General features: G+C 66.7%; 19 protein-coding genes and 1 tRNA gene. 11 read left to right on the top strand and 9 right to left on the bottom strand.

The annotated features are described in order from the left end of the window. Nucleotides 1-98: 98 nt before the first annotated feature. Genes O0J15_RS09790 through cysS form a run of 3 tightly spaced genes read right to left on the bottom strand, consistent with a single transcriptional unit; the run spans nt 99 to nt 3229 of the window. Nucleotides 99-1346, bottom strand: a complete 1248-nt coding sequence (locus O0J15_RS09790) for an MFS transporter (RefSeq protein WP_134729907.1) — start codon at nt 1344-1346, stop codon at nt 99-101. Beyond that, entirely contained in the window at nt 1343-1795 is a 453-nt protein-coding gene (locus tag O0J15_RS09785; protein ID WP_019660505.1) for a SufE family protein, read from the bottom strand. Before O0J15_RS09785 ends, O0J15_RS09790 begins: the two co-directional genes overlap by 4 nt. A gap of 57 nt (nt 1796-1852) precedes the next feature. Beyond that, nucleotides 1853-3229: a cysteine--tRNA ligase gene (cysS, locus tag O0J15_RS09780; protein WP_058979683.1), complete on the bottom strand. Its 1377-nt coding sequence runs from the start codon at nt 3227-3229 to the stop codon at nt 1853-1855. A 187-nt stretch (nt 3230-3416) separates the two neighbouring features. Here cysS and O0J15_RS09775 point away from each other — a divergent pair, with 187 nt between their 5' ends. The 11 genes from O0J15_RS09775 to O0J15_RS09725 all read left to right on the top strand — a co-directional run bounded on the left by O0J15_RS09775 (nt 3417) and on the right by O0J15_RS09725 (nt 14730). Further along, the gene (locus O0J15_RS09775; protein ID WP_026347073.1) at nt 3417-3980 is read left to right on the top strand and encodes a hypothetical protein; all 564 of its coding nucleotides are present in this window, start codon (nt 3417-3419) and stop codon (nt 3978-3980) included. Nucleotides 3981-4299: 319 nt separating this feature from the next. Further along, complete coding sequence (locus tag O0J15_RS09770) at nt 4300-5310, top strand: N-acetylornithine carbamoyltransferase (protein ID WP_308305570.1); 1011 nt, start codon at nt 4300-4302, stop codon at nt 5308-5310. Between the two features lie 62 nt (nt 5311-5372). Continuing rightward, the gene (locus O0J15_RS09765) at nt 5373-6566 is read left to right on the top strand and encodes an argininosuccinate synthase (protein ID WP_021204186.1); all 1194 of its coding nucleotides are present in this window, start codon (nt 5373-5375) and stop codon (nt 6564-6566) included. Between the two features lie 149 nt (nt 6567-6715). After that, complete coding sequence (locus O0J15_RS09760) at nt 6716-7804, top strand: acetylornithine deacetylase (protein ID WP_111097865.1); 1089 nt, start codon at nt 6716-6718, stop codon at nt 7802-7804. 25 nt (nt 7805-7829) lie between these two features. After that, a complete protein-coding gene (locus O0J15_RS09755) occupies nt 7830-9158 on the top strand; it encodes an acetylglutamate kinase (RefSeq protein ID WP_021204188.1) in 1329 nt (442 codons plus the stop codon). A gap of 3 nt (nt 9159-9161) precedes the next feature. Continuing rightward, a complete protein-coding gene (locus O0J15_RS09750) occupies nt 9162-9764 on the top strand; it encodes a GNAT family N-acetyltransferase (protein WP_019660498.1) in 603 nt (200 codons plus the stop codon). Beyond that, nucleotides 9761-10714 (top strand): N-acetyl-gamma-glutamyl-phosphate reductase, encoded by a 954-nt coding sequence (argC, locus tag O0J15_RS09745; RefSeq protein WP_111102828.1) that lies wholly within the window; start codon nt 9761-9763, stop codon nt 10712-10714. The genes O0J15_RS09750 and argC overlap by 4 nt, the downstream gene beginning before the upstream one ends. A 20-nt stretch (nt 10715-10734) precedes the next feature. Beyond that, nucleotides 10735-12030 (top strand): argininosuccinate lyase, encoded by a 1296-nt coding sequence (gene argH / locus O0J15_RS09740; protein ID WP_111102830.1) that lies wholly within the window; start codon nt 10735-10737, stop codon nt 12028-12030. Then, nucleotides 12030-12293, top strand: coding sequence for a YciI family protein (locus O0J15_RS09735; protein ID WP_134729911.1), 264 nt, complete (start codon nt 12030-12032; stop codon nt 12291-12293). The genes argH and O0J15_RS09735 overlap by 1 nt, the downstream gene beginning before the upstream one ends. 11 nt (nt 12294-12304) lie before the next feature. Beyond that, on the top strand, nt 12305-13462 hold the full coding sequence (gene proB, locus O0J15_RS09730; RefSeq protein ID WP_019660494.1) for a glutamate 5-kinase: 1158 nt from the start codon (nt 12305-12307) through the stop codon (nt 13460-13462). After that, entirely contained in the window at nt 13459-14730 is a 1272-nt protein-coding gene (locus tag O0J15_RS09725) for a glutamate-5-semialdehyde dehydrogenase (RefSeq protein ID WP_227844593.1), read from the top strand. The genes proB and O0J15_RS09725 overlap by 4 nt, the downstream gene beginning before the upstream one ends. Before the next feature lie 135 nt (nt 14731-14865). Here O0J15_RS09725 and pgaD read toward each other — a convergent pair whose 3' ends face one another. From pgaD to O0J15_RS09695, 6 genes are all read right to left on the bottom strand, one after another. Further along, nucleotides 14866-15336 (bottom strand): poly-beta-1,6-N-acetyl-D-glucosamine biosynthesis protein PgaD, encoded by a 471-nt coding sequence (gene pgaD / locus O0J15_RS09720; protein WP_308305569.1) that lies wholly within the window; start codon nt 15334-15336, stop codon nt 14866-14868. Beyond that, complete coding sequence (gene pgaC, locus O0J15_RS09715; RefSeq protein ID WP_308305568.1) at nt 15333-16589, bottom strand: poly-beta-1,6-N-acetyl-D-glucosamine synthase; 1257 nt, start codon at nt 16587-16589, stop codon at nt 15333-15335. The genes pgaD and pgaC overlap by 4 nt, the downstream gene beginning before the upstream one ends. 1 nt (nt 16590) lies before the next feature. Then, entirely contained in the window at nt 16591-18477 is a 1887-nt protein-coding gene (gene pgaB / locus O0J15_RS09710; RefSeq protein ID WP_308305567.1) for a poly-beta-1,6-N-acetyl-D-glucosamine N-deacetylase PgaB, read from the bottom strand. Nucleotide 18478: 1 nt separating this feature from the next. Continuing rightward, on the bottom strand, nt 18479-20506 hold the full coding sequence (gene pgaA / locus O0J15_RS09705; protein ID WP_308305566.1) for a poly-beta-1,6 N-acetyl-D-glucosamine export porin PgaA: 2028 nt from the start codon (nt 20504-20506) through the stop codon (nt 18479-18481). A gap of 344 nt (nt 20507-20850) precedes the next feature. Continuing rightward, on the bottom strand, nt 20851-22056 hold the full coding sequence (locus O0J15_RS09700; protein ID WP_019660489.1) for an MFS transporter: 1206 nt from the start codon (nt 22054-22056) through the stop codon (nt 20851-20853). Nucleotides 22057-22277: 221 nt separating this feature from the next. Next, a tRNA-Pro gene (locus tag O0J15_RS09695) sits at nt 22278-22354 on the bottom strand. Nucleotides 22355-22560 lie beyond the last annotated feature (206 nt).

Below are 22560 nucleotides of genomic sequence, written 5' to 3'. Positions count from 1 at the left end.
CTTTCTTTTCGCGAAAAGAAAGTGACAAGCCCAATCATCGAGGCAGAGCAACGGCCCCAGCCAAACACCCGGCGCCGCCGAATCCGCTGTTAGCAGCGTCACTGCAGGTCGCGAAGATTCAATTTCCGCAATGTCGGGTTCTTCCACGCGGTGATCCCGGCCACGCTCAGCACCGCAAACCCACCCAGCACCACGGCCGGCACCAGGCCGAGCAGCTTGGCCATCGTGCCGGCATAGAACGCGCCCAGTTCGTTGGACGAACTGATGAAGATGCCGTTGATCGACGACACGCGACCGCGCATTTCTTCCGGCGTGGCCAACTGCAGGATGGTCGATCGGATCACCACCGAGACGCCATCGAAGGCCCCGTAGAACAGCAGGATCAGCGCCGACAGCCAGAAGTGCTGCGACAGGCCGAAGCCGATCACGCACAGGCCGAAACCGGCCACCGCGAACAGCAGCACGCGGCCGGCATTGCGGTGCAGCGGGTGGCGGGCCAGCCACAGGCCCACGCACACCGAACCGAGCGCCGGCATCGCGCGAAGGATGCCCAGGCCTTCCGGGCCGTGGTGCAGGATTTCGTGCAGGAAGGCCGGCAGCATCGCCACCACGCCGCCCAGCAGCACCGAGAACATGTCCAGCGCCATCGCCCCGACCATGATCCGGTTGCCGACCACGAAGCGCGCGCCTTCGGCGATGCTCTTGAAGATCGGCGCGGCGGGACCGGTGTGCACCGGTTCTTCCACCTTCAATGTAGCCAGGCAGGCCATCGCCACCAGCGCAAAGGCCGTAGCCACCGCGTAGGAGAGGCCCTTGCCGCCGAAGCCGACCAGCACGCCGCCCAGCGCCGGGCCGGCGACCATGCCGGCCTGGAACACCACCGCGCCGAGGCCTGCGCCGCGCGCGAACTGATCGCGGGCCAGCACGCGGGCGAAAAGTGCGTTGTAGATAGGTGACAGGAAGGCGCGGACCATGCCGGTCAGGGCGATGGCTGCATAGATGGGCCACACGCCTTCAAACGGCAGCCAGCCCTTGGCCACGCTGGTCAGTACCAGCGCGGTGGCGATCAGCCCGGAACAGGCCGCCATGCCCAACCGACGCCGCGGCAGATGGTCGACCAGGTAGCCGGCGAATGGCGCCACGCAAAAGAACGGCAGCACCTCGGCCAGACCGATCAGGCCCAGCGAGAACGGATTGCGGGTGACTTCGTAGATGTGCCAGCCGACGGTGACTGCCACCACCTGGTAGGACAGCATCGCGAAGATGCGGTAGGCCAGCAGCTTGGCGAAGCCGGGCCGGGACAGCAGGCCCAGCGCGGTGTCCTCGGCTGTGGCAGGCTCGTTCACGACGGATCGCGCTGCAGCTGGGTCTGCGCGGTCTCGCGGATGAAGGCCAGCATCGCAGCCACACCATTGCTGCGGGTCGGAGACAGGTGGCGGGCCAGGCCGATGTCCTGGATATAGCTCGGTTCGGTGGCCAGGATCTCCCGCGCCGAGCGCCCGGAGTACACGCGCAGCGCCAGGAAGATCAGGCCGGAGACGATGGCCGAATCACTGATGGCATGGAAGCGCAGCGACTGCGCATTGCCTTCCGGCACGATCCAGACCATCGACTGGCAGCCGAGCAGGCGATGCTCTTCGGTCTTCCATTCTTCCGGGAAGGCCGGCAGCTTGCGGCCGAGGTCGATCAGGTACTGGTAGCGCTCGGACCAGTCGCCGAAGAAGCCGAATTCCTCGGCGATGGCGGTCTGGGCCTCGGCGGCGGTGGGTTCAAGCGGGAACGGGGAGTCGGTCACAACAGTCTCTACAGTGGGGGCGTGGCCGACGGGCCGGCCACGGGGCAGGGCAGCAGGTCAGCCGCGCTTGCGCGACCAGCGCACGCCCTGCGGGGTGTCTTCCAGCACGATGCCTTCGGCGGCCAACTGGTCGCGGATGGCATCGGAACGGGCGAAGTCGCGCGCCTTCTTGGCCGCAGCGCGCTCGTCGATCAGGCCCTGGATACGGGCATCGTCGCCGTCAGCGCCCGCAGCGGTACCAAACCACTGCGCCGGATCGGCCTGCAGAAGGCCCAGCGCCAGGCCGGCACCGAGCAGCTCGGCCTTCAGGCGCGACTGTTCGGCCGGGTCCGTGGCACGACGCGCCTCGGCCGCGATGCGGGCCACTTCGGCCAGCGCCTGCGGGGTGTTGAGGTCGTCGTCGAGGGTCGCTTCGACCGTGGCCGGAATCACCGCGCTGGCCTCGACCGAGGCCAGTTCGCGCAGGGTGCCGTACAGGCGGTCCAGCGTACGCACCGACTGTTCGATCAGCGCATCGGACCAGTCCAGCGGTTGACGGTAGTGGGCCGACAGCAGGGCCAGGCGCAGTGCCTCCGGCGGATGCTGGCGAACCAGGTCATGCACGCGCTCGATGTTGCCCAGTGACTTGCTCATCTTGGCGCCGCCGAAGTTGAGCATGCCGTTGTGCAGCCAGTAGCGGGCGAAGATCCTGCCGCCATGCGCGCATTCGCTCTGCGCGATCTCGTTTTCATGGTGCGGGAACTGCAGGTCGACGCCGCCGGCATGGATGTCGATGGTCTCGCCCAGGTGGGCGGCGGCCATCGCCGAGCATTCGATGTGCCAGCCCGGGCGGCCACGGCCCCAGGGCGATTCCCAGCCGGGCAGGTCGTCGCTGGATGGCTTCCACAGCACGAAATCGCCCGGATCACGCTTGTAGGGGGCGACATCGACGCGGGCGCCAGCCAGCATCTCTTCCGGATCACGGCGCGAGAGCTTGCCGTAGCCTTCAAAGCTGGCCACCGCAAACAGCACGTGGCCTTCGGCGGCATAGGCATGACCACTGGCGATCAACTGCTCGATCATGGTGATGATCTGCGGCATGTGCGCGGTCACTTCCGGTTCGATGTCAGGCGGCACCACGCCCAGCGCGGCCATGTCTTCACGGTAGGCGGCGGCGAACCTGTCGGTGATGGTGCTGATCGGCACCCCCTGCTCGCGCGCGGCGGTGTTGATCTTGTCGTCCACGTCGGTGATGTTGCGGGCGTAGCGCAGTGCGCCGAAACGCCGCCGCAGCAGGTCGGCCAGCACCCCGAACACCACCGGGCCACGGGCGTTGCCGATGTGCACGTAGTTGTAGACCGTGGGGCCGCACACATACAGGGTCGGACAGGCCGGGTCGAGCGGGGTGAACGGTTCGAGCTGGCGAGTCAGGTTGTTGTGCAGGCGCAGGGTCATGGGGCTGTGGCTGGGGGACAAGTCTGTGATTTTAGAACGTGTCGCTCCCTTTGGGGGCGCTGGTTGCCACCGGTGGACGCCGGAGGGAGCCAGGGTGGGGTGGGCAGGAGCGGCGTGGACGGGTAATGTTCAGCCCCTTGCGCTCGCCACTGCCTACACTATCGCCGTGTCCTTGCTCCCGTCGCCACTGAAATCCACCGCATTGCTGACCCTGGCCTGCCTGTCGGCGCTGCCCGCCGTGGTGCTGGCGCAGGAGGCCGAGCCCCGCAACCGGGTGGTGATCGTGGAGAACGTGAAGTTCGACTACGCCCAGGTACTGAACGTCGAGCCGGTATTCCAGACCCTGCGCGCGACCCGTACCGAGGAGCATTGCGAGCCGGTGTCGACCCGCACCCTGGCCCCGGTCAACGTGACCGGCGAGGAGCCGGTCGAGGACAAGGGCCGGATCAGCCGTTTCTGGGACTCGGTGCGCTCGATATTCAAGCGCAGCGACGAGGAGCCCTCCGAAGAGGCCGGCCCCGAAACGCCGGCCCCGGCGCCTGCCAACAATGGCCCGATGCTGACCCGTGACTGCCGCATCGTGCCGGTGGGGCGTGAATTCCGCCGGCCCATCGCCTACGACGTGGACTACGTCTACAAGGGCACCAAGTATCGGTCGCGGCTGCCGGAAGACCCGGGCAACCGGCTCAAGATCCGGGTGTCGATCACCCCCTGGGTCGGTCCTGAGCAGGGCGCCGCCGGCAATCCCTGATTCTGCGACCCCGGCCCCTTGCGCCGGTCACGGCCGCATGCAAAGATATTCGGCCATGAAGCTCACCGACTTCCAGCACGACAGCAGCGCAGCCCGACAGGCGTCGGGCATGACCTCGCGTGCGCGTCGACCGGAACCCCACATTCTCGCTGGGTAACCGGAGCTTTTTGCTGTTCGTCCGAAAAAAAACCCAGCCCGCCGGCTGGGTTTTTTCGTTTCCGCGTTCTGAAAGCTGCAACTGCAACCTTTTCGTTTCACCTTTGCTTCCTGTTTTCCCTTCCACCGCGTCGAACCCGGCGCCGCCACGCAAGGAAAGAAGATGTCCCCCAAGCACTTCCTGAACACCCAGGACTGGAGCCGCAGCGATCTCGACGCATTGCTGACCCAGGCCGCGCTGTTCAAGCGCAACAAGCTCGGCGACCAGCTCAAGGGCAAGTCGATCGCGCTGGTGTTCTTCAACCCGTCCATGCGCACCCGCACCAGCTTCGAACTGGGCGCGTTCCAGCTCGGCGCCCATGCGGTGGTGCTGCAGCCGGGCAAGGATGCGTGGCCGATCGAGTTCAACCTCGGCACGGTGATGGACGGCGATACCGAGGAACACATCGCGGAAGTGGCCAAGGTGCTGGGCCGTTACTGCGACATCATCGCCGTGCGTGCGTTCCCGAAGTTCCAGGACTGGGCGTACGACCGCCAGGACATCGTCCTCAACAGCTTCGCCAGGTATTCGCCGGTGCCGGTCATCAACATGGAGACCATCACCCACCCGTGCCAGGAGCTGGCCCACATCATGGCGCTGCAGGAGCACTTCGGCACCCAGGACCTGCGTGGCAAGAAATACGTGCTGACCTGGACCTACCACCCCAAGCCGCTCAACACCGCCGTGGCCAACTCGGCGCTGACCATCGCCACCCGCATGGGCATGGACGTGACACTGCTTTGCCCGACCGCCGACTACATCCTCGACGAGCGCTACATGGGCTGGGCCGAGCAGAACGTGGCCGAGAGCGGTGGTTCGCTGAAGATCAGCCATGATCTCGACAGCGCCTACGCCGGCGCCGACGTGGTTTACGCCAAGAGCTGGGGAGCGCTGCCGTTCTTCGGCAACTGGGAACCGGAAAAGCCGATCCGCGACCAGTTCAAGCACTTCATCGTCGACGAACGCAAGATGGCGCTGACCAACAACGGTGTGTTCAGCCACTGCCTGCCGCTGCGTCGCAACGTGAAGGCCACCGATGCGGTGATGGATTCGCCGCAGTGCATCGCCATCAACGAAGCCGAGAACCGCCTGCACGTGCAGAAGGCGATCATGACCGCGGTTGCCGGGCGCTGATTTTTTCCGATTCAATCATTTCCGCCGGGCACGGCCCGGCGCTACCAGGACATACCCTCCCCATGAGCAATAAAGACGTCGTTCTCGCCTTTTCCGGCGGCCTGGATACCAGCTTCTGCGTGCCCTACCTGCAGGAGCGTGGCTACAACGTGCACACCGTGTTCGCCGACACCGGCGGCGTGGATGATGAAGAGCGCGATTTCATCGAGAAGCGTGCCGCCGAGCTGGGCGTGACCAGCCATGTCACTGTGAACGGTGGCCCGGCGATCTGGGAAGGCTTCGTGAAGCCGTTCGTGTGGGCCGGCGAAGGCTACCAGGGCCAGTACCCGCTGCTGGTGTCGGACCGCTACCTGATCGTGGATGCCGCGCTGAAGCGTGCCGCCGAACTGGGCACCAACATCATCGCCCACGGCTGCACCGGCATGGGCAATGACCAGGTCCGCTTCGACCTGGCCGTGAAGGCGCTGGGTGACTACCAGATCATCGCGCCGATCCGCGAGATCCAGAAGGAACACACCCAGACCCGTGCCTACGAGCAGAAATACCTGGAAGAGCGCGGCTTCGGCGTGCGCGCCAAGCAGCAGGCCTACACCATCAACGAGAACCTGCTGGGCGTGACCATGTCCGGTGGCGAGATCGACCGTTGGGAAACCCCGGGCGAAGGTGCGCGTGGCTGGTGCTCGCCGCGCAGCGAATGGCCGGAACAAGCGCTGACCGTCACCCTGAAGTTCATTGAAGGCGAAGCGGTTGAACTGAACGGCAAGGCGCTGCCGGGCGACCAGATCCTGGCCCAGCTCAACAAGCTGTTCGCCCCGTATGGCGTGGGTCGCGGTGTCTACACCGGCGACACCGTGATCGGCCTGAAGGGCCGCATCGTGTTCGAGGCCCCGGGCCTGGTCTCGCTGCTGGCCGCACACCGCGCGCTGGAAGATGCGGTGCTGACCAAGCAGCAGAACCGCTTCAAGCCGGACGTGGCACGCAAGTGGGTGGAGCTGGTGTACGAAGGCTTCTACCACGACCCGCTGAAGACCGACATCGAAGCCTTCCTGAAGTCCTCGCAGGCCAAGGTCAACGGTGAAGTGGTGCTGGAAACCCGTGGTGGCCGCGTCGATGCGGTGGCCGTGAAGTCGCCGCACCTGCTCAACACCAAGGGTGCCACCTACGCGCAGTCGGCCGACTGGGGCGTGGAGGAGGCTGAAGGCTTCATCAAGCTGTTCGGTATGAGCTCGACGCTTTACGCGCAAGTCAATCGCTGAGCGATTGAATTGCGCGCGCGTCTCCCGCGCATTCCACCTTAACCCTGCGCCGTTGGCGCGCCCCCTTCAACAAGAAGGGGGGCTCTCCACCAGACGCATCACGGTAGCGCCGGGCCATGCCCGGCGGAATTCCACAGGATCTTTGTTTCATGCTTGAACAGACGCTCGATCACCTGCAGGTCCTGGTGTCCTTCGATACCCGCAACCCGCCGCGCGCGATCACCACCGGTGGCATCTTCGATTACCTGCGCGCGAACCTGCCCGGCTTCAACGTCGAGGTGATCGACCACGGCGCCGGTGCGGTCAGCCTGTACGCCGTGCGCGGGACGCCGAAGTACCTGTTCAACGTACATCTTGATACCGTGCCCGATTCGCCGCACTGGAGCGCCGACCCGCACGTGATGCGCCGCCTGGACGACCGCGTGGTCGGTCTGGGCGTGTGTGACATCAAGGGCGCGGCCGCCGCACTGGTGGCCGCAGCCAATGCCAGCGACGGTGACGCGGCCTTCCTGTTCTCCAGCGATGAAGAAGCCAACGATCCGCGCTGCATCGCCGCGTTCCTGGCCCGTGGCCTGCCGTATGAAGCGGTGCTGGTGGCCGAGCCGACCATGAGCGAAGCGGTGCTGGCGCATCGCGGCATCAGCTCGGTGCTGATGCAGTTCGCCGGTCGTGCAGGGCACGCCTCGGGCAAGCAGGATGCGGCTGCCAGCGCGCTGCACCAGGCGATGCGCTGGGGCAACCGCGCGCTGGACCATGTGGAATCGCTGGCTTCGGCGCGCTTCGGTGGGCTGACGGGCCTGCGCTTCAACATCGGCCGCGTCGAAGGCGGGATCAAGGCCAACATGATCGCGCCCGCTGCCGAAGTGCGCTTCGGTTTCCGGCCGCTGCCGTCGATGAACATCGACGCGTTGCTGGCCACCTTCGCCGGGTTCGCCGAGCCGGAAGCGGCGGTATTCACCGAGACCTTCCGTGGCCCCAGCCTGCCGGCCGGCGACATCGCCGAAGCCGAGAACCGCCGCCTGCTGGCACGTGACGTGGCCGACGCGCTTGAGCTGCCGATCGGCAACGCCGTGGACTTCTGGACCGAGGCCTCGCTGTTCTCCGCCGCCGGTTACACCACCCTGGTGTTTGGCCCGGGCGATATTGCCCAGGCCCACACCGCCGATGAGTTCGTGACGCTGGACCAGCTGCAGCGCTACACCGACGCCGTGCACCGCATCATCGCCGCCGGCGCCTGATTCTTCCCTTTCCGACGAAACCGAAATGTCTCCTGCCCTCCAGCCCCACCGCCAGACCCGCCAGACCATCGTGCGCCTGCTTTCCAGCATGGCCAGCGCGAAGGAGATCAGCCAGTACCTCAAGCGCTTTTCGCAGCTGGATGCCAAGCGCTTCGCCGTGGTCAAGGTCGGCGGCGCGGTGCTGCGCGACGATCTCGACGCGCTGACCTCTTCGCTGTCGTTCCTGCAGGAAGTCGGGCTGACCCCGATCGTGCTGCACGGCGCCGGCCCGCAGCTGGATGCCGAGCTGTCGGCGGCCGGCATCGACAAGCAGACCGTGAACGGCCTGCGCGTGACTTCGCCGGAAGCACTGGCGATCGTGCGCCGGGTTTTCCAGCAGTCCAACCTGCGCCTGGTCGAGGCGCTGCAGCAGAACGGCGCGCGCGCCACCTCCATCACCGGTGGCGTGTTCGAGGCCGAGTACCTGGACGTGGATACCTACGGCCTGGTCGGCGAGGTGAAGAAGGTCAACCTGGCGCCGATCGAGGCCAGCCTGCGTGCGGGCTCGATCCCGGTCATCACCAGCCTGGGTGAAACCGCCGGTGGCCAGATCCTCAACGTCAACGCCGACTTCGCCGCCAACGAGCTGGTGCAGGAACTGCAGCCGTACAAGATCATCTTCCTGACCGGCACCGGCGGCCTGCTGGACGAGGCGGGCAACGTGATCGATTCGATCAACCTGTCCACCGAGTACGACCACCTGATCGCGCAGCCGTGGATCCACGGCGGCATGAAGGTGAAGATCGAACAGATCAAGGATCTGCTCGATCGCCTGCCGCTGGAATCGTCGGTGTCGATCACCCGCCCGGCCGACCTGGCCAAGGAACTGTTCACCCACAAGGGCTCGGGCACGCTGGTGCGCAAGGGCGAAAAAGTGCTGCGCGCCACCGCTTGGGACGAACTGGACCTGCCGCGCCTGAAGGGCCTGATCGAATCCAGCTTCGGCCGCACCCTGGTGCCGGACTATTTCCAGAAGACCAGGCTGCTGCGCGCCTACGTCAGCGAGAACTACCGCACCGCGGTCATCCTCACCGACGAGGCCGAAGGCGTGTACCTGGACAAGTTCGCCGTGCTCGACGACGCACAGGGCGAAGGCCTCGGCCGTGCGGTCTGGAACGTGATGCTGGAAGAAACGCCGCAGCTGTTCTGGCGCTCGCGCCATGGCAACCCGATCAATCACTTCTACTACGCCGAGTCCGATGGCTGCTACAAGCAGGATCAGTGGAAGGTATTCTGGTTCGGTGCCGATGGCATCGACCGGATCAAGACCTATGTCGATCATTGCGCGCAGCGCACCCCGAGCCTGCAGGGCTGAGCAATGAGCAACCTCGATGCCTGGAACACGGTTCCTACCCTGCGCGGCCAGCACGTAACCCTGCAGCCGCTGCAGATGGAGCACGTGCCCGGCCTGCGCGATGCGCTTGAAGGCAGCGGCCTGGACCAGCTCTGGTACACCCAGGTGCCATCGCCGGAACAGGCCGAGGCCTATGTGCGGGCCGCGTTGCAGGCGCAGAGCGAAGGCAAGGTGCTGCCGTTCGTGATCCGTGATGCGGCGGGTGACATCATCGGCAGCACGCGCTTCTACGACATGGATGCCAGCGTGCCCAGGCTCAGCCTCGGCTACACCTGGTACACGCCGCGCGTGCAGCGCACCGGCGCCAACACCGAAGCCAAGCTGTTGCTGCTGCAGCACGCCTTCGAGGCCATGGGCTGCATCAGCGTGGTACTGGAAACCAGCTGGTTCAACGTCACCTCGCGCACCGCCATCGCTCGCTTGGGCGCCAAGCAGGATGGCGTGCTGCGCAACCACAAGCGGCATGCCGATGGCACGCCGCGCGATACCGTCATCTTCTCCATCATCGATGCGGAATGGCAGGGCGTGAAGCGCCACCTGCAGTACCGCCTGGACAGTCACGCATGAACGATTCGACCTTTACCCTGGGCATCGTCGGTGCCCGCGGCCATACCGGCGCCGAGCTGATCAAGCTGGTGGCCGCCCATCCGCGGCTGGAACTGGCTTTCGTCTCCTCGCGCGAGCGCGCCGGGCAGCGCCTGTCCGACCACCACCCGGAATTCCAGGGCGAGCTGCAGTACGAAAACCTGGACGCCGACGCAGTGGCGGCCAAGGGCGTGGATGCGGTGATCCTGGCCCTGCCCAACGGCTTGGCCGCGCCGTTCGTGGCCGCGCTGGAGGCGGCGAAGGCGGACACCGTCATCGTCGACCTCTCGGCCGACTACCGCTTCGACAACAGCTGGTATTACGGCCTGCCGGAGCTGACCCGCGGCCGCTACAACGGCCAGAAGCACATCAGCAACCCGGGCTGCTATGCCACGGCGATGCAGCTGGCGGTGCATCCGCTGCTGGACCTGCTGGCCGGTCCGCCGCAGTGCTTCGGTGTCTCCGGCTACTCCGGCGCCGGTACCACGCCGTCGGACAAGAACAACGTCGAACTGCTGGCCGACAACCTGATGCCCTACGCGCTGACCAACCACGTGCATGAGCGGGAGGTGTCGGTGCAGCTGGGTGTGGCTGTTGAATTCATGCCACATGTCGCGCCGCATTTCCGGGGCATCACGCTTACCGCCAACCTGTGGCTGAACCGCGTGCAGACCCGCGAACAGATCGTCGAGCGCTTCCAGCAGGCCTATGCCGGCGAACCCCTGATCGACGTGGTGGATGAAGCGCCGTGGGTCAGCCGTATCGCCGGCCGACACGGTGCCCAGGTCGGTGGCTTCACGCTCGCGCCGGGCGGCAAGCGGGTCGTCGTGGTGGCGACCCTGGACAACCTGCTGAAGGGCGCGGCCACCCAGGCCATGCAGAACCTCAACCTCGCGCTTGGCATCGACGAACTGACGTCGATCCCGCACTGAACACGCATTCCGGAGCCCCCATGGCAGACCTTCTTTGGCAGAAGCCCGGCGTCGCCGTCGACGCCCAGATCCAGACCTTCCTCGCCGGCGACGACGTGATCCTCGACCGCGAGTTCTTCCTGCATGACATCGCTGCCAGCGCCGCGCATGCGCAGGGCCTGCAGCACATCGGCATCCTCAGCGCCGATGAACTGGCAGAACTGCTGCGCGAACTGGAGATCCTGGCGCAGGACTTCCGCGAAGGCCGCTTCGTGCTCGATACCCAGTACGAGGATGGTCACTCGGCGATCGAAGCGCGCCTGACCGAACGCCTCGGCGATGCCGGCCGCAAGATCCACACCGGCCGCAGCCGCAACGACCAGATCCTGGTCGCCACCCGCCTCTGGCTGAAGGAGAAGCTGCAGCGCGTGGCACAGCTCAGCGCCGAAGCGGCCAAGGTTGCGCTGGACCGCGCACAGGCCGAGAAGGACCTGCCGATTCCCGGCTACACCCACATCCAGCGCGCCGTAGTGTCCTCGGCCGGCATGTGGTGGGCGGGCTGGGCCGAGGCCTTCATCGACAACGCCATCCGCGCCCGCGATACCCATGCGCTGGTCGACGCCAATCCGTTGGGTACCGCTGCCGGCTACGGCGTGAACCTGCCGCTGGACCGCGAGCACACCACGGCGGCGCTCGGCTTCGCGCGCATGCAGATCTCGCCGATCTATGCGCAGCTGTCGCGTGGCAAGTTCGAGCTGGCTGCACTGGAAGCGCTCGGTGGCGCCACGCTGGACCTGCGCCGCATTGCCTGGGACCTGTCACTGTTCACCAGCGCCGAGTTCGGCTTCGTCGCGCTGCCGGCGCAGTACACCACCGGCAGTTCGATCATGCCCAACAAGCGCAATCCGGATGTGATCGAGCTGATGCGTGCCACCCACGCCAGCGTCGCCGCTGCGCGCACCGAGATCGAGCAGCTGCTGTCGCTGCCGTCCGGCTACCATCGCGACCTGCAGTCGTCCAAGGGGGCCATCTTCCACGGCTTCGGCCGTGGCCTGGCCGCGCTGGAACTGCTGCCGGCGCTGCTGGCCAATCTGGAATGGCGTGACGACAAGCTGCGCGCGGCGATTGATTCGGGCATGTATGCCACCGACGTTGCGGTGGAAGCGGCGGTGGCTGGCGTGCCGTTCCGCGAGGCCTACAAGGCCGCAGCTGCCGGTGCCGACAGTGCAGGGCAGGGGCGTACCCCGGAAGGCAGCCTCGCCGCGCGCGTGTCGCCGGGTTCGGCCGCCGACCTGCGCCTGGACGAACTGCGCGCCCGCTGGCAGGCGCTGTCCTGATGGCGGGCACTGTCTACCTGGTGATGGCGATGCGCCGGCTGGACTTCAACGATGCAGCGGTGCAGCCGCACCGCGATTTCCTCGATGCGTTGCAGGCGCAGGGCAAGCTGCAGCTGACTGGTGGTTTCGCCGACGGCAGTGGTGGCGCCTATGTGCTGTGCAACGTGGACAGCCTGGCGCAGGCGCAGGCCATCGTCGCCACCGATCCGCTGGTGACGATGCATGCCTCCGACCTGACCGTGCACGAATGGAACACCCGCTGAGGCCCTGACTGATGACTCTGCATGCTAGCCACGTCGCTTCGCCGTTCCCGGAACAGGCGCTGCCGCCGTGGCGGCGTGCGGTGCTGAAAGTGGGCAGCAGCCTGCTCGCCGCCGATGGCGGCGGCCTGTCGCCCCGCCACGCGCTGGGCCTGGCACAGTTCGTTTCTGCCAATGTACTGGCCGGACGTGAGGTGGTGATCGTGTCGTCCGGTGCGGTTGCGGCGGGGCGGGCGATCCTGCCGCGGGCCGATGAGCCCGGCGCGGCGATGGCGGCACGGCAGGCGCTGGCCGCGCTTGGCCAGGCCCAGCTGATCGGGCTCTGGCAGCGCTTCTTCGAGCGCCCGGTGGCGCAGGTGCTGCTGACCCATGACGACCTGCGCAACCGCCGCCGCTACCTCAACGCACGCGCCACGCTCAACGAACTGCTGCGGCTGGGCGCGTTGCCGGTGGTCAACGAGAACGACACCGTGTCGGTGGACGAACTCAAGCTCGGCGACAACGACAACCTGGCCGCCACCGTGGCCGCGCTGGTTGATGCCGATGCGCTGTTCATTGCCACCGACATCGACGGACTGTACAGCGCCGACCCGCGCACCGTGGCCGATGCGCGGCCGTTGCACGACGTGCCGGAACTGAGTGACGAGGTGCTGGCGATGGCCGGCGGCGCCGGCTCGCGCGCCGGTACCGGCGGCATGCGGACCAAGCTGGAAGCGGCAGCGAAGGCGGGGCGTCTCGGCATCGAAACCTATCTGTTCAATGGCCGCAGCGGTGACGTGGTACGCGCGCTGGCCCAGGACCGCCTGTTCGGTACCCGTATCCACGCCGCGCGCAGCCGTGAGGCGGCCCGCAAGCACTGGCTGCGGCACGCGCCGCTGGTCGAGGGTGCTATCGTGATCGATGCCGGCGCGGCGCAGGCGATGCGCGAGAAGGGCGCCTCGCTGCTGCCCGGCGGCATCACCGGCGCGGAGGGCATGTTCCGCCGTGGCGACATGGTGCAGGTGTGCTGGAACGCGCCACAGGGCCGCGTCTGCGTGGCGCGCGGAGTCAGCCAGTACGCGGCCGATGATGTGCGCCGGATCGCCGGCCGCCATTCGCGCGACATCGAGGCCGTGCTGGGCTACAACTACGGCGGTAGCGTCGTCCATCGCGACGACCTGGTGCTGCCATGACCGGATTGAAGGACTCGCCGATGAGCGAAATCGAAGCGCAGGCGCGTGCCTGCCGTGACGCGGCCCAGACCGTTGCCGGCCTCGACAGTGCGACGCGCCGCACGCTGCTGCTGGCGATGGCCCAGGCACTGGAAGTGAATGCCGGGCTGATCCTGGCCGGTAATGCGCGCGACCTTGCCGCTGCGCGCGAGAAAGGCATTGGCAGTGCCATGCTCGACCGCCTGGCGCTGGACCCGGCACGCCTGTTCGCGATGGCCGAAGCCGTGCGAGAGGTCGCCGCGCTGCCCGATCCCGTCGGCCAGATCACCCGCGACGATGTGCGTCCAAACGGCATCCGCGTGCAGAAGGTGCGCGTGCCGCTGGGCGTGATCGCGATGATCTACGAGGCGCGCCCGAACGTGACCGCCGAAGCGGCCGCGCTGTGCCTGAAGGCCGGCAATGGTGTGATCCTGCGCGGTGGTTCCGAAGCGATCCACTCCAACACCGCCATCGCCCAGGCGCTGGCCGGCGCCCTGCAGGCCAATGGCGTACCGGCGGCGGCAGTGACCGTGCTGACCGACCTGCGCCGCGAAGCAATGCTGGAACTGCTGCAGCTGCATGAACTGATCGATCTGGCGATTCCGCGCGGCGGCGAAGGCCTGATCCGCTTCGTTGCCGAGCATGCGCGGGTGCCGGTGATCAAGCACTACAAGGGTGTCTGCCACCTGTTCGTGGATGCCAGCGCCGACCTCGGCAAAGCCATCGACCTTCTGGTGGACGGCAAATGCAGCCGTCCGTCGGCCTGCAACTCGCTGGAAACCCTGCTGGTGCATCGTGATGTGGCCGAAGCCTTCCTGCCGCGCGTGGCGCAGGCGCTCGGTGAGCGTGGCGTGGAGCTGCGCGCCGACACGAACGCGCAGCCGCTGCTGCCAGGCAGCACCGCCGCCAGCGAAGACGACTACGCTGCCGAGTTCCTCGACCTGGTGCTGGCCGTGCGCGTGGTTGATGACCTCGAGGCGGCCATCGCGCACATCCGTGCCTATACCTCCGACCATACCGAAGTGATCGCCACCGAAGACGCCGGCCATGCCGAGCGCTTCGTCACTGCGCTGCGCTCGGCGGTAGTGATGGTCAATGCCTCGTCGCGCTTCTCCGACGGTGGCCAGCTGGGCCTGGGCAGCGAGATCGGCATTTCCACCACGCGCCTGCATGCGTACGGCCCAATGGGCCTGGAAGCACTCACCGTCGAACGATTTGTCGTGCGCGGCGAAGGGCAGACGCGCAAGTAGATCCACGCGATGCGCGGATGCACTTCGCGGTAGCCCCCGGTGCCGACCAAGGTCGGCGCCCACCAAGCCCAAGCGCCGACCAGGATCGGCAGCTACCAAAGCAAGCGCCGACCCGGGGCGGCGACAACCGGGGTGTCACACCACCTCGCGGCGGATGCCGATCGGCCGCGCGTGATCGTCCATGTGCAGCGTGGCGGCCTTGCAGCCCAGCAGGCGCTCGGCAAGGCCGGTGCTGGCACCCAGATCGGCCGCGACTTCATTGAGGCTGGCCAGTGGTCGCGGCAGGCGTCGCTCGCGGCCACGGAAGCGCGCGCGGTTGTACTCGGCCCAGCCGATCAGCAGCACGCTGGCACACAGCAGCATCAGCGGCAGTGCCACCAGCACATAGGGGTCGAAGTGGCTTTGCCGTTCGTACAGCTGCTGCCAGGCCAGCTGGCCGCCGATCAGCCACGAGAACAGGGTCACCAACGGTGCCCACAGGTAGAAGTAGAACCCCCAGAACGCGAGGGTGACGAAGCCCCAGGCGGTGCGCTGGAAGCGGGGTTGGCGATGCGGCTTGCGGATCATCCGCGAGTCGAAGCGGTTGGACGGGCGTTGTGCGTTCATCGGATCCCCCGATCGGGACTGGTCCAGGTGGCGCGCTTGCTGCGACGGCGCAGCAGGGTCTTCGGCAACGCCACCAGGGTGGTGGAAAGACTGATCAGCCAGTACGCCATCGGGTACCAGATGACCCAGAAGTAGTTGCGTCCAATCTGTGTTTCGTAACGACGGTCGATGATCAGGCTGCTGGCGAACTGCATCAGGCAGACCAGGGCCAGGATCACGCCATGCCATTGCGGCAGCAGGCTGGCGATGTACAGCTGCGGCGGCATGTCGATGAGCTTGCCCAGCACCCACAGCACCACGATGATCAACATGGTGTAGGCCCAGATAACGCTCAGCACGTACTCCAGCAGCACGCCCCACATGCGCCGCTCCTTCCAGTGCAGCAGTGAACGCGCATGCCGCAGCATCACTTCCACGCCACCCTGCGCCCAGCGCAGCCGTTGCCGCCACAGGCCCTTCAGCGTTTCCGGCATCAGGATGAAGCACAGCGCGTTGGGTTCGTAGCGGATGTCCCAATGCGCCCGCTGCAGGCGCCAGCTGATGTCGATGTCCTCGGTCACCATGTCGTCCGACCACCAGCCGACCTGGTGCAGGGCGGTGCGGCGAAAGCCTGCGATCACGCCGGAGATGGTGAAGATGCGCCCGTACACGCGCTGCGCGCGCTTGATCATGCCGATGATCGACGAGAACTCGGCCACCTGCAGGCGTCCGAGCAGGGTGGAGCGGTTGCGGATGCGCGGATTGCCGGTCACCGCGCCGACCCGGTTGCCGCTCACCAGGTGCCAGATCATCCAGTGCAGCGCGTGCTCCTCCAGCATCGCGTCGCCATCGATGCACACCAGGTACTCCGAGCGGGCCGCCAGCGCACCCATGCGCAGCGCGTTGGCCTTGCCGAGGTTGCGGTCAAGGTGCAGCACGCGCAGCCGCGGATGCTTCGCCGCCAGCACGTCGAGCCGGGCGCCGGTGTCATCACTGCTGCCATCGTCGATGGCGATCACCTCGTAGTCGGCCGGATAGCGCTGTGCCAGCGCCGCGCCGAGCGTGTCGTCGAGGTTCGCGGACTCGTTGTGGCAGGGAATCAACAGGCTCGCGAACGGTGGATCGACCATCAGCGGCGGGTCGTTGCGTGGGCGCGAATGGCGTTCGCGCCGGAAGTAGTAATACAGGCCGCCCGACATCCAGAAGAACGCCATCACCATCGGGTAGTAGAAGGCGAACTGGAACAGGACCTGCAGCAGCGGATGCATGTCCATGTCACTTCTCCGGGTACGGGAAGTTGCCGGCGGACATCGCCGCGCGGGCATCATGGGTGGAAGGCTGGCCGGCGATGAAGTCATCCGGGTACCAGGCGAAGTGGTGCACGCCCTGCGCCTGCAGCTGGCGGATCTGCGCGCGCAGCCGCTCGGCGGGAATCGGTTGCCCGCTGCGCCAATCGACGGTCTGCAGTTCGAACAGGGTGTGCTGCAACTGGGGATCGTGCGCGCGCACCGCGGCCAGCAGCTGGTCGAGCCAGCGTTCCGGATGCCTGCTGCCTTCCATCCACGGCATCGCCATCAGTGCGGTCTGGTCGTAGGCCTTGTTGAACAGGTCCAGGCGCTGCGCGAACCAGGCCTCGTTCTGCGGACGCAGCACCGGCTCCGCGTACAGGTTGCGCACCGTGGCCAGCTTCGGCCGCCAACGCTGCGCACTGTCGCGCAGGGCCAGGGTGAAGTCGATCAGCGCCTGTGTGCGTGCGCTGCCGTCCGTACCGGCCGACAAGGTGGGCAGCTCGGTGTCGCGCAGGTAGCCATCATCATGGAAGAGCAGGCCTTCGAAATACGAATTGACGGCCAGATCCTCGTAGATGTCGAGCATGATCTGGCGTGCCTTCGGATTGGTGAAGTCCAGCCGGTACATGCCGTCGGCATCACCGTTGTGGATCGCCAGTGCCTTGCGCTGCACGGGGTCGGGCAGCTCGAAGCCGAGCACCGGCAGCCATGCGTAAACCTTCACCCCCGCGCGCGACTTCAGCTGCCAGGCGACCCGGCTGAACAGGTCCGCGCGCATCGGCATGTGCCGATTGGGGAAGTACAGTGCATCGGCGGTGTTGTTGCCGTCCGGATCGGCGAACGCCTGCAGGTAGACGTGGGTGGGCGAGATGCGCTTGACCCGCTCGATCAGCGCATCGAGGTTGCGCCCCTGCTGCGCCGGGTCCGGGTCGTACACATCATCCAGGTCGACCTGCAACGCGCGGATGCCGTCGAGCGCAACATCGCGCCGCAGCTCGTAGGCGAGGCCCTCCACGGTCGGGTTGTCGCTGACCAGGAAGCGCGCCAGCCCATGCAGGTCGCTGGCCACTGGCGTGCTGCGGCCTTCCAGATCGAAGGACACCGGCATGCCCAGCTGTTCGGCGATGTCGTTGCTCAACTGGTTGTAGGCCGCGTACGGCCAGACAATGGCGCGCGGGCGCACGCCCAGATGCTGCTGGATGCGCTGCACGCTGCGGCCGAGATCGGCGCGCAGGCGCTGCTCGTACTGCGCCTCGCTCTCGTAGCTGCGCGTGGCCGGCCGGTAGATGCGGGTGACCACCGCTGGCGTCGAATTGCCCTGCGGATTGGCAAGCACTCCGTGGTGCAGGTCGTCGGTATGGCTGGCCACTTCGATCAGGCCGCTGTCGTGCATCTGCTTCAGCTGCGCCCAGGTAACGAAGTCATCGTGGCCGAACGGCCGGTAGCCATAGTCGATCGTGCGCCCGGGTGCCATGTCCACGTAATCGGTGATCACTGCCACCAGCGCCGGGTAGCGGTACGCCTGCAGCAGCGGGAACGCCTTGTCGTAGACGCTGCGCAGGCCATCATCGAAGGTCAGCAGTACGGGTTTCGGTGGCAGCGTGGCGCGTCCCTGGGAGGCGTCGATCACCTGCGACAGCGAGACCGGGTGATAACCATGCGCGCCGAGCCAGTCCAGGTGTGCGGCGAAGTTCTGCGTGCTCACCGCATAGGTATCGGCATCGCCCTTGGCCGCGACCCGGTCGCGGATGTCGTGGTAGCTGAGGATCAGCAGGCCGTTGTCAGTGGCATCGAGATGCAGGGCCTGCTGCGCGAACGCCGGCGGCGTGGCGGCCAGCAGCAGGAGCACGATCAGTCGCAGGATGCGGGCCATGTCACTCTCCCCAGCGCAGTGCGGCTTCGAAGCCGATATGACGCTCGCGGTGGCCGTCGTAGACCGGCCGCGACCAGCGCACGCCGTACTCGAACACGCGGCCCTGGCCCAGCTGCCATTCGTGCATGTAGGACACCGAAGGGACCAGAGCGCTGCCGAAGCCGTCCTGCCAGTAGTCACCCAGCGAGACCGTCAGGCGGTGCCGGAAGTGGCGCTCGTAGTGCCGCCACAGCTGCTGGTCGATGCGCAGCCCGATCTCGACCATGCGGTCGCGCTTCGGGTTGAAGTAGGGCGCGTCGTCGCGGCTGCCCCGGCTGGTGTAGGCACTGGCCAGGCCGTCGATCAACCAGCGCGGGCGGGTCAGCAGGCGCTGTTCGATGCTGGTGCTGAACAGCTCGCGGTGGTTGCCGTCGTCGTAGCGGAAGCGGCTGGCGCCGAATATCCAGTGGGTCAGCTCGCTGCGCCGGTAGTCGACCTGCGCGCTCACGCTGTCAGCGGTGATGCCCGCCACGCGCGCCTGCATCGAGGCTTCCGGGTCATTGCGTGCGGCCACCAGCCCGGCATGCCAGTAATCGTTGAACTGCCAACCCACGCCGATGCGCAGGCCGGTATCGCCAATGTGGTCGTTGGCGCGCAGTACCGCCGCTTCCGCATCCAGCTGGCCGAAGCGGTAGCGTACGCCCGCGCCCAGCCACAGCGGGTCGATGCGCTGGTCCTGGAAGTCGACCGAGCGCCTGTCGGCCAAGGCGAACAACCGCCAGCGGTCGTCGAGTACCGGTGTCTGCACTTCGACCCCGTAGTGACGGTCGTTGTTGCCCAGCGGCGAGGTGCCGCCACCGCCGGAGCTGCGACCAGTGTCGGTCCATGCCTTCAGCTGCCAACCGCGATGCGCCCGCCAGGCCTGGTCCATGCGTTCGACGGCGGGTTGGGTCGGGTAGCGTGCGACAAGATCGTCGTGCAGTGGCCTTGCCAGGTCATCGCGCTGCAGGGCGACGTAGGCCTCCTCCATGCCCAGCCGCGGCTCGATGTCGCGAGGGTCCAGCGCATGTGCCATCTGCTGGCGCTGCAGTGCCATGCGTGGCCATCCGCGCATCATGTACACGCTGCCCAGCGCGCTCTGCAGTCCACCGTTGCCCGGTGCGATCTCCACCATTGATTCCAGGTCGCGCTGCGCGGTGGGCAGGTCACCGCTGTAGGCGCGTACCATCGCCAGGTTGAGGTCAGCTTCGTAGCGCGACCAGTTCGCGTATGGGGATTTGCCATTGCTCCAGCGCCACGCTGGTTCCTTGTCGCGCCATGCCTGCAGCAGGTCGATCGCCTTTTCCTGCTGCTCGCTTTCCAGGTAGGCGTAGGCCAGTTCCGAATGCGAGGCGTCGCGCGCCGGATCGCCAGCGACGGCCGCCTGCAGCACCGGGATGGCTTCTTCCGGATGCAGGGTGCCCATCAGCGAATCGCCGACCGCAGGCAGCACATAGTCGGGCAGGGCATGGCCTTCGGCCTGCAGTGCGCGGGCTTCCTCGCGCACCTGCGCATGGCGGCCCAGCCGGTTGAGCAGGATCAGCCGGTCCATGCGGACGCGAAGCGGCGCCTGCGCGGGCGGGGTGCCTTCGCTGCCCAGGTAGCGCTGCATGCGCGCCAGGGTCGATTCGGCTTCTTCCAGGCGGCTGTCTTCGCTGCTGCTGTAGGCCAGGCTCCACACCACCCGCTTGGCCAGGTAGTCGCCTTCGATGCGCTGCTTCTGTGCAGCGTCGAACAGCTGCGGGCGCTGCTGGTACAGCTCCCAGGCGCGCCAGGCGTTGCCGATGTCGCCCAAGGTCAGTACGCGCAGCTTGAACAGCAGGTCGTCGTTGGGTTGCTCTTGGCTGGCGCGCTCGATCGCGCCGAGGGCATCCAGCCAGCGGGCCTGGTCGCGGTAACGGCCGATCTCGGCCAGGGCCGCCTCGCGGTCAGGCGGGGCAGCGCTGCTGGCCCAGGCCAGGACGGTACAGGCAAAGCCGACGCAGAGCGCCAGCCGGCGGTGGACAACCATTGGGGACCCCCTTGGCTTCCGAACCAGACAACCTGAGAAATGTGACGCACATCACATGCCAGCTTTTGGCGTGGCCGTGGCCCGCGTCACTCCCTTCGTGCATTCCCGTCCAGCAAGGACGGATACAAACCCGGACAGCGACCTGCAATGTCTTGTCTGAAACGAGAGTCCCCCGCACACCGAATGGTGGCCTGGGCGGCGCTGCCGCCCCCATGCCCGATGCCGGCACGCGGCAAGGATGGGCATTCGTGGGCACTATCCGCCCGGAATTGTCAGCCCGGCGTCAAAATGCGCAGACGGGCTGACGAGCGGTAGGTGGGGCCGGTTGCGAGGCCCTGCGCGGCTTACCAGAGGTCTTCCAGCTTGCGCGGCTTGCAGGCCACCCAGGAGGCGCACAGCATCAGGGTGGCGCAGCCGAACAGGAAGCTGAACGGGAGCGTCCAGCCGTTGCTGACCGTATGCAGCCAGCCGACCAGGAACGGCCCCAGGCAGCTGAAGCTGTAACCCACGCCCTGCATGAAGCCGGACAGTGCCGCCGAGCCGGTGGGGGTGCGCGTGCGCAGGTTGATCAGGGTCAGCGCCAGCGGGAAGGTGGATGGACCGACGCCGAGCAGGCACGCCCACAGCAGGGGGGCCTTCATCGGTGCCAGCAGCAGGCCGGTGAAGGCGATCACGAACGAGAAGAAGCCGATCAGCACCAGCGGAAACGGGTTCTGCATGCGAACTGCCATGGATGGAATGACCAGCGACGGCAGCAGCCCGAGCGCCGAGAACACCGCCACCATCACGCCACCAAAGGCCGGTGTGCCGCCGGCCTCGACCACGATGCGTGGCAGCCAGGTGAACATCGAATAGGTCATCAGCGAAGTCATGCCGAACATCAGCGTCATGCTCCAGCCCAGTGAGGTGCGCCAGACTTTCCCATGCGGCTGTGCGGTCGGGTCGATGGCATCTGCCTGCGGCTTCGGTGCGCGCCTGGCCAGAACCAGCCACGGCAATGCTGCGGCCAGTGCCAGCAGTGCCCACATGCCCAGCGACACGCGCCAGCCAGCGGCGTTGGCCACCGGTACCGCCAGCAATGCGGGCAGCATGGTGCCCAGCTGCAGCACGCTGATGTAGAGCGTGCTCATGGTGCCGACCTTGTTGGCGAAGTAGCGCTTCACCAGCGGCGGCACCACCACGTTGCCGATGCCCATGCCGGCCAGTGCCAGCACCGAACCGAGCAGCAACGTGCCGACGTTGCCGGCGCTGGAGCGCAGCAGCAGGCCGGCCATCGCCATCACCATCGCCAACAGCGTGGTGCGCTCCAGGCCCAGGCGCCGCGCCAGCGTCGGCGTGGCCACGCCGAACACCGCGAACGAGGCGGTCGGCAGCATGCCCAGCACGCCGGTCATGGTGGTGCCGAAGCCGAACTGCTGGCCGAGTACGTCCAGCAGCGGGGTGATCGAGGTGACCGCAGTGCGCAGGTTGACCGCTGCCAGCAGGATCGCGGCAAACGCGAGGACACGACCGTGCAGCAGCGACGGCGAATCGGAAGTGGAGGAACTCATCGGTGGTCCTTGCAGGTGTCGCACGCCGGGGCAATGGCATGCAGCGCCGGCATCGGTCTACGCCGAAGCGGCAGGTGGGGGAGGGGCTGCTGGCGGGCCGGCAGCGCGGCCATTGTACGTGCGCTGCCTGGCAAGGTCCCGTCATGCGGGAGGCCTGGCGCCTGGTACAAAAAAACCCGGAGGACAGTGCTGTCTTCCAGGCTTCTTGGTGACCACCGAAGTGGTCGGGGAGACAGGATTCGAACCTGCGACCTCTACGTCCCGAACGTAGCGCTCTACCAGACTGAGCTACACCCCGAAGGGAGCCGCCTATTCTAGCGATTCATCCCGATGGCGGCAAGGGGTGAACGCTGTTTTCTTCACACCGCAAAAGCGGTGCCACTTCAGGGAACAAAAAAGCCTGGGCGACATCACCAGGCTTCAATGCGACCACCGAAGTGGTCGGGGAGACAGGATTCGAACCTGCGACCTCTACGTCCCGAACGTAGCGCTCTACCAGACTGA

The sequence above is a fragment of the Stenotrophomonas sp. Sm10 genome (assembly GCF_030985515.1).
In the GTDB taxonomy this organism is placed as follows: domain Bacteria; phylum Pseudomonadota; class Gammaproteobacteria; order Xanthomonadales; family Xanthomonadaceae; genus Stenotrophomonas; species Stenotrophomonas hibiscicola.
Note: the sequence above shows the minus strand (reverse complement) of the source record. Positions and strands in the feature narration are given on the sequence as shown.